Annotated in this window: 11 protein-coding genes; 6 read left to right on the forward strand and 5 right to left on the reverse strand. The window is 63.7% G+C overall.

Going from position 1 to position 13,951, the window contains the following annotated elements; all coding sequences use genetic code 11:
* Positions 1-54 precede the first annotated feature (54 nt).
* On the forward strand, positions 55-741 hold the full coding sequence (locus tag V6M50_RS04470; protein WP_332817346.1) for a nuclear transport factor 2 family protein: 687 nt from the start codon (positions 55-57) through the stop codon (positions 739-741).
* A 22-nt stretch (positions 742-763) separates the two neighbouring features.
* Here the strand turns inward: V6M50_RS04470 and V6M50_RS04475 are convergent, their stop codons facing one another.
* Positions 764-1,216: a MarR family winged helix-turn-helix transcriptional regulator gene (locus tag V6M50_RS04475; protein WP_332817347.1), complete on the reverse strand. Its 453-nt coding sequence runs from the start codon at positions 1,214-1,216 to the stop codon at positions 764-766.
* Between the two features lie 264 nt (positions 1,217-1,480).
* Between V6M50_RS04475 and V6M50_RS04480 the strand changes: the two genes are divergently transcribed.
* The 5 genes from V6M50_RS04480 (at position 1,481) to folD (ending at position 7,420) form a co-directional block, all read left to right on the forward strand.
* Positions 1,481-3,970, forward strand: coding sequence for a TonB-dependent receptor (locus tag V6M50_RS04480; protein ID WP_332817348.1), 2,490 nt, complete (start codon positions 1,481-1,483; stop codon positions 3,968-3,970).
* Positions 3,971-4,110: 140 nt separating this feature from the next.
* Positions 4,111-5,688, forward strand: a complete 1,578-nt coding sequence (locus V6M50_RS04485) for an FAD-binding oxidoreductase (RefSeq protein WP_332817349.1) — start codon at positions 4,111-4,113, stop codon at positions 5,686-5,688.
* Entirely contained in the window at positions 5,685-6,116 is a 432-nt protein-coding gene (locus tag V6M50_RS04490) for a c-type cytochrome (protein WP_332817350.1), read from the forward strand. Before V6M50_RS04485 ends, V6M50_RS04490 begins: the two co-directional genes overlap by 4 nt.
* Positions 6,113-6,463: a hypothetical protein gene (locus tag V6M50_RS04495; RefSeq protein ID WP_332817351.1), complete on the forward strand. Its 351-nt coding sequence runs from the start codon at positions 6,113-6,115 to the stop codon at positions 6,461-6,463. Before V6M50_RS04490 ends, V6M50_RS04495 begins: the two co-directional genes overlap by 4 nt.
* A 96-nt stretch (positions 6,464-6,559) precedes the next feature.
* Positions 6,560-7,420 (forward strand): bifunctional methylenetetrahydrofolate dehydrogenase/methenyltetrahydrofolate cyclohydrolase FolD, encoded by an 861-nt coding sequence (gene folD, locus V6M50_RS04500; RefSeq protein WP_332817352.1) that lies wholly within the window; start codon positions 6,560-6,562, stop codon positions 7,418-7,420.
* Here the strand turns inward: folD and V6M50_RS04505 are convergent.
* From V6M50_RS04505 to V6M50_RS04520, 4 genes are all read right to left on the reverse strand, one after another.
* Positions 7,417-8,889, reverse strand: coding sequence for a carboxylesterase/lipase family protein (locus tag V6M50_RS04505; protein ID WP_332817353.1), 1,473 nt, complete (start codon positions 8,887-8,889; stop codon positions 7,417-7,419). The genes folD and V6M50_RS04505 overlap by 4 nt on opposite strands.
* 10 nt (positions 8,890-8,899) lie before the next feature.
* Positions 8,900-10,138 carry a serine hydrolase domain-containing protein gene (locus tag V6M50_RS04510; protein ID WP_332817354.1) on the reverse strand — a complete coding sequence of 413 codons (1,239 nt, stop codon included), beginning with the start codon at positions 10,136-10,138 and terminating at the stop codon, positions 8,900-8,902.
* Positions 10,135-11,250, reverse strand: coding sequence for an NAD(P)-dependent alcohol dehydrogenase (locus V6M50_RS04515; RefSeq protein WP_332817355.1), 1,116 nt, complete (start codon positions 11,248-11,250; stop codon positions 10,135-10,137). Before V6M50_RS04515 ends, V6M50_RS04510 begins: the two co-directional genes overlap by 4 nt.
* A gap of 71 nt (positions 11,251-11,321) precedes the next feature.
* Positions 11,322-13,907 carry a TonB-dependent receptor gene (locus V6M50_RS04520; RefSeq protein ID WP_332817387.1) on the reverse strand — a complete coding sequence of 862 codons (2,586 nt, stop codon included), beginning with the start codon at positions 13,905-13,907 and terminating at the stop codon, positions 11,322-11,324.
* Positions 13,908-13,951: the final 44 nt, after the last annotated feature.

The following is a 13,951-nucleotide window of genomic DNA, read 5'->3' on the forward strand; positions in this document are numbered from 1 at the left end:
ATTTGTTAGCAAAGCATACAAATTGAAACAAGCAGCCAAGCGGGAGAGTGGAAGATGACCGATGTCGAGGCGCGCCTTTCGGCGCTGGAAAATCGCGTGGCCGAGCTCGAGGATGTGGGCGCCATCCGCCGTCTGCACCATGCCTATGGCTATTATATCGACTTCAATCGCGCCGACGATGTCGCCGAACTTTTTGCCGAGGACGGCGAGGTGATATTCCTGTCCGGTATCTATCGCGGCCGCGAGGGCGTCCGCCGCCTCTATGGCACCTGGTTCAAGAACTTCTTTCTCGCCCCCGGCGAGGAAGGGCCCGCCAATGGCTTCCTGCTCGATCATTTCCAGATGCAGGATGTCGTCACTGTCGCGGCCGACCGCCAGACCGCCAAAGGCCGGTTCCGGGCGATCCTGTTCGGCGGCAGCCACGAATCGCGCGAATACAAGCCCGATGGCCTGCCGTTGCAATTTTACGAGGCCGGCATCTATGAAAACGACTATGTCCGCGAGGACGGCTGCTGGAAGATCAAGCGGCTCGACTATATGATGCAGTGGCAAGCCGATTATGAAACCGGCTGGGCGCACACCATCGCCCATCTCCAGCCGCTGATGGAATGCTGGCCCGCCAACCCCATCGGCCCCGACTCGCTGCTTCCGGAAACCATGCGGCGCGAGACCTGGCCGCACCGCCAGGATGTGCCGATGCATTTCGCGCATCCCAAATTCGGCGCGGCGCTGGCGAGTTAGAACTGCGGGTTGGCCGTCGACCTCAGGCGCGCTTTACATGGTAGGAATCGGAAGGGGTCTCCCACTCGATCAGCCGCTGATCCATCCGCGACAGCGAATCGGCAGCCCGCGCAAGTTCCTGCTCGTCGAACTCGGCGAACAGGAAGTCGGCGACCGACCCCATGCGCCGCCGCATCGACACATATTTCTTTCGTCCCGTCGCGGTCAGCCGATAGGGTTTGCGGCGGCGGTTCGCCGAATTGTCGACCAATTCGATCAGGCCCATTTCCAACAGGCTGGCCAGCGCGCGGCTGATGTTCATCGGCTGCATCACCATCATCTCGGCGAGTTCATGTCCGGCCAGTTCGCCCTCGCCGCCGAGCATGAGCACGATGCGCAATTCGGTCACGCTGACCTCTTCCGCGTCGGCAACATCGTCGCGCATTGGCCGGCCGATGCGCGTCGCGACCTTGAGCAGGCTGACCAGCAGTTCCACTAACGCATCTCTTTCCATCAACATAACCATTTGCCGCGCATTGGATTGCCATAGCCGTTTCTCGCCACCCTTGTCACGCCCGGAAATCCGGGGCCGCGGCGCGAATTACTAACATTTGATTGTGTCTTGCCATCGGCCAGCATTGTATGCTTTACTAACAAAGTTAGGGACGAAGAATCCCGACGGATAAGGATGAGGGAGGAGAGGGCCGTGTTCAAAATTTCACACCATAATTCCGTGAGGAATCGCTGTCTTGCGACCAGTGTGGCGACTTTCGCCCTGATCGCCGCGACTCCGGCGCTTGCTCAACAAGCGCCGGACGCCGCCAGCGATCAGCCGACCGACAACGAAATCGTCGTCACCGCGCAGTTCCGCGAACAACGGCTGCAGGACACGCCGCTGGCGATTACCGCCGTATCGGGGGACACGCTGGAACAGCGCAGCGCAACCAATTTGAATGCGATCGCCGATTCGGCGCCGAGCGTCGTCCTGCGTCCCGCTTCGGCGGCGTTCGGTAACTCGATCACGGCGACAATCCGCGGTTTCGGCCAGATCGATTTCAACCCCGCCTATGAACCGGGCGTTGGCCTCTATATCGACGATGTCTATTATCCGCGCCTGACCGGCGCCAATTTCGACCTGATGGATGTCGAGCGGATCGAAGTGCTGCGCGGACCGCAGGGTACGCTCACGGGCCGCAACTCCGAAGGCGGCGCGATCAAGTTCATCTCGCGCAAGCCAACCGGCGAAGGCGGCGGCTATGTCTCGGCGACCTATGGCAGCCGGAACCGCATCAACCTGCGCGCCAGCGCCGACTTCACGATAGCCAAGGATCTGTTCGCGCGCTTGTCGGGCACCTTTGCCGACCAGGGCGGCTATGTCGATGTCATCGACTATGGCTGCGCGAACCCGACGAGCGGAGTTCCGGCGCTCGGTGGCGGCTCCAAGTGCAAGCAATATGAACTGGGCGACGTGGGGTACAAGGCGCTGCGCGGCATCCTGCGCTATAATCCGTCCGATAACGTCGATGTGATGATCAGCGCCGACTACACCAAGGATCGCCACAACAATGGCGCCGAAATCCTGCTGTACGGCAGCAACACCAACCCCAACGTCAGGACGATAAACGGCCTTCCGTTCGACAGCCGCTTCGTCTGCGGAAAATTCTGCAACTACACCACGCTCGGCCAGAATGCCGCGAGCTGGGTGGCGGGCGCCATCCCGCCGTTGCAGGGCTTCCCCGTCGCCGCGACGCGCGGCCAGCAGAGTTCGGACTATGAAGGCTGGGGCGTGTCGGGCAACATCGAACTGGGACTGAGCGACAGCATCCAGCTGACCTCGATCAGCGCCTATCGCGAATGGGACAGCCAATTCAGCATCGACGGCGACCTGTCGCCGGCCAATGTCGGTTTCGGCAACAATGATCTGTCGCACTGGTTCTGGAGCCAGGAACTGCGGCTGAACGCCGAAATCAGCGAACAGTTCAACATCACGCTCGGCGGCTATTATTCGGACGAAAAGACCACCTATTATACGCTGCAGGACATTCGCTACGTCGCGGTCTCGACCCCGGGCGGTCCGCTGCCGCTGTTTCCGCTCCAGTTCATCGGCGACGATCCGGTGCGGACCAAGTCCAAGGCGCTGTTCGGAACCGCCATCTATGAGCTGACCGACGATCTGACGATCACCGCCGGCGTTCGCTATACCGAAGATTCAAAGGATTATACCTTCTTCCGCTACAATCTGGATGGTTCCACGATCAATCCGTTCCTCGACGGTATCGGTGCCGCCTATGGCGCAGGCTATCAAGGCGCGGATACGCGCGATACCGATGGCGACGGCAACACCACCGAGATTGTAACCGCACTGACCGGCCGGACCGCCAGCTTCAGCGGCAGCCGTTGGGATTACCGGGTCTCGGCCGACTATCGCTTCTCGCCCGAAGTGCTGGCCTATGCCACGGTTTCCACCGGCTACAAGGCGGGTGGCGTCGGCCCCCGCCCCTTCAACGCGGCGCAGGCCATCGGCTTTGGGCCGGAAGAATTGACGTCGTTCGAGCTCGGGCTGAAGACCGACCTGTTCGACCGTATGGTGCGGTTGAACTCGGCGGTCTTCTATAATGATTTCAAAAACGCCCAGCTGACGTTGTTGTCCTGTCCCCAGTTCGGCGGCCCCGGCCCGTGCGCGCTGCCGCAGAATGCCGGCAACGCGAAGGTCAAGGGTTTCGAGGTCGAGTTCTTCGCGACGCCGACCGAAGGCCTCCAGATCGACGCCTCGCTGTCCTACATCGACTGGAAGTGGAAATGCGTCAATCCGGCGGTCGTCGGTCTGGCTTCCGGCGCCTGTTCGAGCGATCCGGCGGTCGTCGGCCGCTTGAGCAAGAATCCGCGCGGGCTGATGAAGTGGAAGTGGAATGCCGGCATCCAGTATCGCGCCGAACTGGGTAGCGCAGGCTCGCTGACCCCGCGCTTCGATGTGTCCTTCCAGGACGGCATCGCTGGCGGGGATCTTGCTCCCGCTGCCGGTTCGCCTTCGGCGCTCTTCGGACAGGTGGGAAGCTATACGCTGGCCAACGCCCGCCTGACCTGGCGCAATGCCGACGAGGATCTGGACATCAGCCTCGAGGTCACCAACCTGTTCGACAAATATTACTTCGTGTCCAAGTTCGACCTTACCGGCGCGGGCGCGGGCGCGATCAACGGCCAGCCCGGACGGCCGCGCGAATGGGCGCTGACGGTCAAGAAGAAATTCTGACCGAAACTCTCGACAAAAGGGGGAAAGGGCGGCTTTCGGGCCGCCCTTTTTTTGCGGTTGCGCCGCCACAAATCCATTGACGCGAAACGCGTTCCCCGACACAATGATAACAAATGTTATAATTAAATGGGAGACGGCAGGTGAAACTCACCTTACCGCCGCGGGTTTCGCCCGCGCAGTTCGACGCCGCGCTGAAGGCCTATGAAGGCGTGGTCGGCAAGCAATGGGTCCTGGCGACCGACGAGGACCGCGACGCCTATTCGGACATTTACGCCCCCGGCCCCGAAAGCGAATGGCCGCCGTCGGCCGCGGTTTCCCCGGCGACCACCGAGGAAATCCAGGCCATCGTCCGGCTGGCGAACCAGCACAAGACGCCGCTGTGGCCGGTCTCGCGCGGCAAGAATCTGGGCTATGGCACCGCGGCGCCGCGGATGCCGGGCTCGATCGTCCTCGACCTCAGCCGCATGATGAAGATCCACGAGCTCAACAGCGAGTTGGGCTATTGCGTGATCGAACCCGGGGTCAGCTTTTTCGACCTCTACGAGCATATCCAGCGCGAAAAGGCACCGCTGTGGATGTCGGTGCCCGGTAACGGCTGGGGCTCGGTGCTCGGCAATGCGCTCGACCATGGCGTCGGCTATACGCCTTATGGCCAGCACGCCCGCAACCTGTGCGGGCTCGAGGTCGTGATGCCCGATGGCGAACTGCTGCGCACCGGAATGGGCGGGCTCGACGGCGGCCACAGCTGGCATGTCTTCCCGCTGAGCTATGGCCCCGACTGGACGCATATGTTCACCCAGTCGAACATGGGCGTGGTCGCGAAAGCCGGCGTGTGGTTGCAGCCCGAACCCGAAGCGTCGTTGCAACTGACCTGGGACATAGCGGAGGCCGAGGACATCGGCTGGGTGGTCGACACGATCACTCCGCTCAAAACCGCCGGTGTCATCGAACAGAATGTCTTCATCCCGTCCTGGCTCGGCAAGATCGTGCTGATGGGCCAACGCAAGGATTTTTGGGACAAGGAAGGCGCGATCCCCGAATGGCGCGTCGAGGAACTGCTCAAGGAACATAAGCTGGGATATTGGCAGGTCCAGATCCGCTTCTATGGCGACGAGCGACTCAACCGGGCCCGCGCCGACATCGTCAAACAGGCCTTCAAAAGGCATCTCGACGCAGCGCCGCGCGAGGAAAAATGGAACCGCGGCGACCCGGTCAACCAATATGACGTTACGATGGGCATCCCGTCGGCGGTCGCGCTGCAGATGGGCGACTGGGTGGGCGGACGCGGCGCCCATATGGGATTTTCACCCGTGGTGCCGGCGACCTCGAAGCATGTGCTCGGCCAGCTCAAGCGCAGCCGCAAGATCATCGCCGATCACGACGTCGATTTCTATGCCAGCTTCACGATCGGCGGACGCTACGCCACCAATATCAACATGCTGATGTACGATCGCGACAAGCCCATACAGGTCGCCAACATCCGCAAGATGTTCGACGCGCTGATCAAGGGCACGGCCGAAGCCGGCTATGGCGAATATCGCACCCATCTGGGCTGGATGGACGCGGTCAGCGCGACCTATGACTTCAACGATGGCGCGCAGCGGCGATTCAACGAAATCGTCAAGGACGCGCTCGATCCCAATGGAATCATTGCCCCGGGCAAGCAAGGCGTCTGGCCATCGGCCTATCGGGACCAGCCGCAGGGAGGCCAGCCATGAAGAAGATCGCCCTGTTGCCGCTGCTGCTCCTCGCCGCCTGCAATTCTCCCGCGGATTCGGAGAAGGGAGCGGGCGGCCCACCGCAAGGCGGCGGCCCGCCCGCTCCCCCGCCCTACCAGATGCGCGCCGAGCTTCCGGCTGGCGACCGGCTCGCGGTGCAAAGCGATGGCGAAGCGCTCTTTTCGAACCGCTGCGGCGCCTGTCATCTCGCCGGTGGGATGGGAACCAACCTGCTGACCAAGCAACGCATCGCCGCGGGCGAACCGCCACAAAGCGGCTTGCTCGCCAATCGTACCGACCTGACCGCGGACTATGTGAAATCGGTGGTCCGGATGGGCAAGGTCGCAATGCCGCCGCTTTCGCGTACCGAAGTGACCGATAGCGAACTCGATGCCATCGCAGCCTATCTTGGAAAGGCCGGCAAATGATCCTGTCGCGCCGCAATCTCCTCGCGTCGGGAGCAGCTGCGGCCACCGTGGCCGCGGTCGGTGGATTGCGTTTTGCTGCCGGCGCGCCGCCGGCGCTGGTCGTTTATGACAGCCGCCACACCGACAGCCTGGCTTTCGCCCGGAGCATCGCCGCGCCGCGCATCGACATCGCGCGCGAGGACGCCAATTTCTGGCGGGCGGTGCGCAGCGTAGAGGTCGAGGGCACCGTCGTCGGGCTGACGGGGTGGAGCGACTGGGTGCTCGTGCGCGGGATGCTCGAGGAAAAGGGCAAGCGGCTGCGACGCGAGGCGCGGGCCGGCCGCCTTTTCCAATGGACCATGGGCTGAACCGACAAGACAGCTCGCAATCTGACGGTTTCCTGCCTCTTTGCGTTGACGTGCCACGCTCGATTTTGTATGTAATACATACTAATGGAGGATGGGATGCCGGCAAGGATTATCGATGGGCGGGCGCTGGCCAAGGCGATGCGCGGCGGCTTTGCCGACCGCGTCGCGGAACTCGGCCGACACGAGGTAACACCCGGGCTTGCGGTCCTGCTGGTCGGCGAAGATCCGGCGTCGGCGGTCTATGTCGGACGCAAGATCAAGGCGTGCGCCGCGGTCGGCATCCGCTCCTTTGCCGAACATCTGCCCGCATCGGTCAGCAATGCCGAACTGCTCGGCCGTATCGTCGAACTCAACGCCGATCCGCACGTCCATGGCATATTGGTCCAGCTGCCGCTGCCGCCACACATCGACATGGACCGGGTGCTCGAGACGATCTCCGCCGAAAAGGATGTCGATGGTTTCCATCTCTATAATGTCGGCGGCCTGGTTACCGGCAGCACGGTATTTTCGCCCTGCACGCCCTATGGCGTCGTCAAGCTGCTCGAGCATGAGGGGGTCGCGATCGAAGGGCAGAATGTCGTCGTCGTCGGCGCCAGCAACATTGTCGGCAAGCCGATGGCGCTGATGCTGATGGCGCGCGATGCGACGGTGTCGATCTGTCATGCGAAGACGCGCGACCTTGCCCAATATACGATCCTCGCAGACATCCTGGTTGTCGCGGCCGGGGTGCCCAATCTGATCGTGCCTCAGATGGTCAAGCAGGGCGCAGTGGTGATCGACGTCGGCATCAACCGCCTGCCCGACGGCCGCATTACCGGCGACGTCGATTTCGACGGCGTACGCCAGAAGGCGTCTGCGATCACGCCAGTTCCCGGCGGGGTCGGTCCAATGACGGTCACGATGCTGCTCGAAAATACCATCAAGTCCGCCGAGCGGACGTCGGCGCTGGCGGCCTAGCCCGAAGTCGCATCCAGCTCCGACAAAGCGCTCAGCACGGGCGCGTCGATACCGTTCCACGCCCCGCGGGTCGCACCGTCGGGGTCCAGTACGACCCGATCTTCGTAATTGAACACCAATGTCTTGCGTTGTTGCACATCATAAACGGGCCAATCGTCGCGTGGCGCGCCGGTTTTGGCGAAAGACGCCCAATGCGCTTTCATCCGGTCGGCCAACGCCTTGCGGCGACCGGTCAATCGGCCACCGCGTGCGATCGCCGCCAGCGCGCCGCGATACGGCCAGACAAAGGCGAGTTCGAGCGCGTGGGTCGCCCCGGCGATCGGGTGGGCATAATCGAAGCGATAGACGAAGGTGTCGGCCACGGCCGCGTGACGCTCGGCAAAATGCAACGTCGGCAGGCTGAAGTTCATATCCGACGCGAGATGGCGCCGCCCCGCCTTGTCCTTGCTATAGGCCGACAAAATCCGCGCGGCCTGCTCGGGCTCGAAACTGCGCGCGACAATCGCCTCCAGCCGCTCGCGGGAGACCGGCAGGACGTCTTTTGCCACCACATCGAACAGCCATATCTCATCGCGGTTGGCGCCCGCCATGACCGGGATCGGCGGGGTCGGCGCGGCGACCGCGGCATCCAAGCTGGCCGGGACCAGGTCGCCATCGAACCAGGGCGCCGCCGGAATGGCGTCGCGCACTTTGCGGAATGCGGCGCATTGCGCGTCCATCAGGCGTTTCAGATCGCATGTCCTCAGATCCTCCACCGTTACCGTACCGTGTCCCAACTCGGCCAGATACAGGTGAGCGAGCCGCTTGCTGGTCGCTTGGTCATGGACGAGATTCAGCCCCCCGCTCTGCAGGATCGCCCCTGCGAACAGGCCGTTCGCATCCGGGCTGTGCATCAACAAACAGACCGACATCGCGCCGGCGGATTCGCCCGCGATCGTCACGCGGGCGGGATCGCCGCCAAATCGCGCGATATTGTCGCGCACCCAGCGCAGCGCCGCAATCTGGTCGCGCAGTCCGAGATTGGAGGGAATGTCGCTGCCTTCCAGCACATCGCCAAAATTGACGAAGCCCAATATGCCTAGCCGGTAGTTGATCGAAACCACCACCAGATCGTGGTGTTCGGCGAATTCGAAACCTCGGGAAGAATCGCCCGCGCCGCCGACAAAGGCGCCGCCGTGGATCCAGACCAGGACCGGTCGCAATTCGCTGCGGACCCAGGCGGGCGCCCAGACGTTCAGATGCAGGCAGTTCTCGTCGAACCCCGGCGCCTTCATCTTGGTGGCCCGCACCGATCCGCCCATATTCTGCGGGCATTGGGCTGCAAAGCGATGGCAAGGCCGGGTGCCCGGCCACGGATCGGCCGGCCGCGGCGCTTCGAAGCGGCCGGCGCGGGCATAAGGAATCCCCAGCCAGGCGCGCGCGCCATCGACAAGGCCGCCCTCGACCGTCCCCGACGATGTTTCGATCACGAAACCGGATTCACTTCGATCCACGCGCATCTTGCCCGCCGTTCACGATCTGATGGAAGTAGACGAAAGACTCGCGCATTACATGGGCAGGCTCGGGCTGGGGGAAATGGCTGAGCTTGACGATCACCGTCCGGCTTTCGGGATGCACGTAAATAAACTGTCCGGCCAGCCCGACCGCGGCATAGGCACCCGGTTCGTCATCGAGCTGCCAGAACTGGAAGCCATAGCCGCCGCGCAGCCCGAGCGCATTGTCGTCGGGAAACGGAAGCATTTTCGTCGCCTGGCGCATCCATCCCGCAGGCAGGATGCGCCGGTCACCGCGCATCCCGTCGTTCAGCATCAACAGCCCCAGCCGTCCGAAATCGCGCAGCCGCGCATTAAACCCCATCCCGGTCAGTTCACGGCCGGCACCCGGCGGGCCGTCGGCGATCCAGAAGCCGTCGCCCTCCATCCCGGCCGGCTCCCACAGGTTGGCAGTCGTGAATTCGGCGACCGGCTGCTTGGTCGCCCTTTCGAGAATCCAGCCGAGCACCGCCGTGTCGAGCGTCGCATAGTTGAACCGGCTGCCCGGCGCCGCAGCGCGGCCGATCGCCCGCGCGCGGTCGGCAAAGCGTTCCTTGTTGAGGACGATGGCATTCATATGGATCAGCGCCGCCATGCTGGGCTTGTCGCCGAAATCATAGCGTTCCTCATAATCGACGCCCGAGCGCATTTGCAGCAGTTCGCGGATCGTCACATCGCCATAGGCACCCGCCTTCAGTGCGGGCACATAGTCGCCCGCCCGGTCGTCGAGCGAGCGGATCTGCCCTTTCTCGAGCGCGATGCCGATCAGCAGCGACGTGATCGATTTCGCTATCGAAAAGGAGATGAAACGATCGGCCTCGGTTGACCGGTTGCGGTAATCTTCGAAGACGATCTTGCCATCACGGATCACCAGAAAGGCGTTCGTGTAGGTGCGTGCCGCGAAGTCGGCGTAGGTGCGGCGCTGGCCGCCGAAGACATAGCCGGGCGGCGTAAATCCCTCCCCGCGCGGCAGCTCCCACACCGGCCCGGCCCGCGACACGGGGCGCGTTTCGAACATCTGCGCCGAATTGCGGAAGGTGAAGGCATTGATGTCGGCGTCGAGCCAGTGCTGCCGCATCGTTACCACCGGATCGGGCGGTGTCGTCTCAGCCGCTGCGGGCTGACCATGTGCCGGTGCAACAAGCATCTGCCCGACGGCGAGCAGGAACAGGGCGCGGCGCATCATTGCGGCATCCGCACCACGGGCTTGATCACCCGCCCGCTTTCGCCCGCGTCGATCGCCTCGGCAATATCGGCGAAGTCGAAATATTCGACCAGCCGGTCGAAAGGAAAACGGCCCGCCCGATAATGCGCGATCAGCCGCGGGATGAATTCGGCAGGATCGGCGCTACCCTCCACCACGCCCCGGACGACGCGGCCGCCGCTCATCGCAAAGGTGGCGTCAATCTCGACAGCCTGGCCCGGCACATAGGCGCCGACCAGTGCCAGCTCGCCGCGCGGTGCCAGCGCCGGAAGCGCCGCATTGCAGACCGCGGTCAAACCGGTGGTGTCGATGATATAGTCGAAACCCGCCGGACACCCCGCCGCGGCGGCATGGTCCGCGACGCTGGCGGCGGCAGCGTCGAAGCCGTGCGTCGCGCCCAGCGTCTGCGCTATGCCGACCCGCGACAGGTTCAGGTCGAGCGCGGCGATCGTCGTCGCCCCGGCGATCGCGGCCGCCATCACTGCCGACAGCCCGACCGCGCCGACCCCGATCACCGCGACGCTGGTCCCGGGCCGGACGCGCAGCGCGTTCAGCACGGCGCCGGCGCCGGTCTGGATCCCGCATCCGAGCGGACCGAGCAGCTCAAGCGGCAGATCCTTGTCGACCTTCACCGCATTGCTGGCGGGGACCACGGCATGGGTTGCAAAGCTCGACTGGCCGAACACATGGCTGTGGATCGCCCGGCCATCGGTATCGACCAACGACGTGCTGCCGTCGGGACGCTGCCCCAGAAAGTTCAGCGGGAACCAGTTGTGGCAATAGGCCGGCTGCATGTCGTCGCAGGACACGCAGGCGCCGCAATGGGCGAAGCTGAGCACGACATGATCGCCGACATCGAGGTGCGAAACCGCGCTGCCGAGCGCCAGCACAACGCCGGCGCCCTCATGTCCCAGCACCACCGGCTGCGGCACGGGCAACAGCCCGTCGCGCATCACCATGTCGGTGTGGCAGACCCCGACCGCGCATATTGCCACCAAAATCTCATGCGGCAACGGATCGCCGATCGTCACCGGTTCGATCGATGGGTCGCCGCCGACCGTCCGCTGGACGGCGGCCATCGCAGCCATGGGCATCGGATCGCCTCCTCTTTTTGCAGGCGGCCGGGCCAGGGGATCGTGCGTCCCCTGACCCGGCCCAATCGGGATCAGAAGCTGAAACCGAGCTTCGCATACCATTCGCGCGGGCGGTTGAAGGTGCCGAAGATGCCCCCCGCCGCCAGGTTGGCGCCGCCGCTGGTATAATAGCGTTTGTCGGTCAGATTGGTCGCGCCAAGGGTCAGCGACCAATGGTCGCCCGGTTCATTGTAGGTGATCGCCGCATTGACCATGTCATAGGACGATCGCCGGGTCGCCAGCGTCCGGGCAATGTCGTTCCACAGCGCGCTACTATGCGTCCAGTCGGCGAGGAAAACCAGCGAGCCGCCGTTGCCCAGCTTTGCCTCGTACCGCGGGCTGAAGTTGAATTTGAAGTCGGGGGTCTTGGGCAGCGGCGCGCCGACGAAAATGCCCGCCTGCACCCCGGGGATCGGGCCGGCATTGACCAGCGCGGCGGTATCGAGCCGGGTGAACCGGGCGTCGATATAGCCCATCGAGGCATTGAGCGTCAGCCCGTCGACCGGCACCGCGACAACCTCCAGCTCCAGCCCCTTGATCCGCGCGTCGCCGGCGTTGTCGATCGTCGGCGAGGTGCCGATCTGGATGTTCAATTGCAGCCCGCGATAGGCGGTCGTGAACGCCGCAGCGTTGATCTGGAGGCGGCGGTCGAGCCATGTCGATTTGACCCCGACTTCCCAGGTCGTCGCCTTTTCCTCGTCGAAATCGGGCGCCAGCGCCCCCTGCGGGTTCGTCAGGCGCGTCGTCCAGCCGCCGGTCTTGTAGCCCTTCGACCAGCTGCCATAGATCATGACATCCTCGCCGGGATGGAGCTGCAGACCCAGTTTCGGCGAGAAATTGCTGAAAGATTTGCGATTGACGCCGGGCACGTAAACCTGGGTCGGCGCCGACGGATCGGGGAAGCTCAAGGCCGCGAAACAGGGCGGGCCGCCCGCGGCGACCGGCGGCGCGAGCGGAAAATCGCCAAAGGGGCGGATATTGCCGGCGGCGTCCGAACAGCCGAACAATTTATAGTTGAAGCCGTTGAGATCCTGCTGGCCGCCTTCAAACAGCTTGCGCTCCTTGGTGTAGCGAGCGCCGACGGTGATCCCGACCCATTCCACGGGGCGGAAATCGACCTGGCCGAAGAAGGCATAGTTCTTGGTGTCGAACCGGTTCGGTCCGTCAACCTGCAACAGCCCTTCGGCAAAGGACACATAGTCGTGCAGATCGCCCTTTTCCTGGAAATAATAGGCGCCGAGCACATAGTTGAGCCGGTCGTCGAGTGCTTGCCCGAGCAGCTGCAATTCCTGGCTGAACTGCCACTGGTTCTGCTCGAAGCTCAGTTCGAGCATCGACAGCGGCGATCCGTCGAGATCGCTCCCCGATTTCCAGCCGCTCTTGCGATAGCCGGTGATCGACTTGATGGTCAGGCCGCCGCTCACCTCATAGGCAAGTGTGCCCGCAAGCCCCCACGCCGTCAGCTTCGAGAAGCTCGGCCCGGTGGCATAGCTGCGGTCGGGGTCGGCGAGCAGGAAACGGTTGTCCCACGGAATGCGGTCGTTCGTCGGATCGCCATCGACGTTGACGCTGGCCAGCGGGCTCAGTCGACGGTCGGGCAGGAACTGCGTCCCGCGCACCCCGCAGAGCGCCTGCGCGCCGCGCGCTGCGATTTCCGCTCCCGTCGAGCCGATGCAGAAATTATAGAGGCCCGAAAAGAGAAAACCCGTCGCGCCGGTCGGATCGAACGCCGTCCCGGGAAGCACGAAGGATCCGGCGAAATTGCCGGGCACGTTGGCGGCGGCGACCAGCTTGGTCGCCTGCGCCGATGAATCCTGGCGCGAATAATCGCCGGTAAAGGTGACGGTAAAGGCACCGCCGTCGTCCCATTTCAGCTTGCCGCGCAAGCTGAAGCTGTTTTCGCCGCCTTCGCGCGACGCCGTTTCATAATCGGCATGGTTGAAGTTGAGGTAGGTGTCGGAGTTCGACGCAAACTGCGCGCCGGCGCCCGTATAGGGCAGCCGTTTCAGGAACCCCTGCCGATTGGTCACGGCAAAGGTGAGCGACGACGACAGCGATTCGGACAGCGGCACATCGACTGTTCCGCGCGCCTTCAGCAGGTTATAGCTGCCAGTCGTCACGTCGCCGACGAAGCGGAACTCCTTGCCGGGATCATGGGTGACGATCGAGATCGCGCCGCCGATCGTATTGCGGCCGAACAGGGTTCCCTGCGGTCCCTTCAGCACCTCGATCCGTTCGACGTCGGGCAGATCCTGGTTCGCGCCGACGGTGCGCGCCAGATAGATGCCGTCGAGATAGATGCCGACGCCCGGATCGATGTTGAACGCGAAATCGTCCGACCCGATGCCGCGGATCGTCGCCGACAGCACCGACGCCGAACCCGAAAAGGGCGTGCCGCCGTCGAGGTTGACGTTGGGAGCGAGCCCGGACAGCCCCGTGACGCTGGTGATCGCCCGTTCCTGAAGCGCATCGCCCCCGAAAGCCGAAATGGCGATCGGCACGTCCTGGACATTCTGGGAGCGCTTCTGTGCGGTCACCACGATTTCGGCAACGCCGCCCTGGCCCTCTTCGGCGGGCACCGCCTCTTGTGCGAAGGCAGGCACGGTCGCCATCGCCATCGACAGGACCGCAAGGCTTGCGCGGTGCAGGAACTGATAGGTCA

Origin of the sequence: Sphingopyxis sp. (genome assembly GCF_036675685.1) — a bacterium.
In the GTDB taxonomy this organism is placed as follows: domain Bacteria; phylum Pseudomonadota; class Alphaproteobacteria; order Sphingomonadales; family Sphingomonadaceae; genus Sphingopyxis.

Excerpts from the sequence above, each read along its gene's own strand:
- V6M50_RS04490 (WP_332817350.1), top strand. The coding sequence starts at position 5,685 with ATGAAGAAGATCGCCCTGTTGCCGCTGCTGCTCCTCGCCGCCTGCAAT.
- V6M50_RS04470 (WP_332817346.1), top strand. The coding sequence starts at position 55 with ATGACCGATGTCGAGGCGCGCCTTTCGGCGCTGGAAAATCGCGTGGCC.
- folD (WP_332817352.1), top strand. The coding sequence starts at position 6,560 with ATGCCGGCAAGGATTATCGATGGGCGGGCGCTGGCCAAGGCGATGCGC.
- V6M50_RS04495 (WP_332817351.1), top strand. The coding sequence starts at position 6,113 with ATGATCCTGTCGCGCCGCAATCTCCTCGCGTCGGGAGCAGCTGCGGCC.
- V6M50_RS04510 (WP_332817354.1), bottom strand. The coding sequence starts at position 10,138 with ATGATGCGCCGCGCCCTGTTCCTGCTCGCCGTCGGGCAGATGCTTGTT.
- V6M50_RS04515 (WP_332817355.1), bottom strand. The coding sequence starts at position 11,250 with ATGCCCATGGCTGCGATGGCCGCCGTCCAGCGGACGGTCGGCGGCGAC.
- V6M50_RS04520 (WP_332817387.1), bottom strand. The coding sequence starts at position 13,907 with ATGGCGATGGCGACCGTGCCTGCCTTCGCACAAGAGGCGGTGCCCGCC.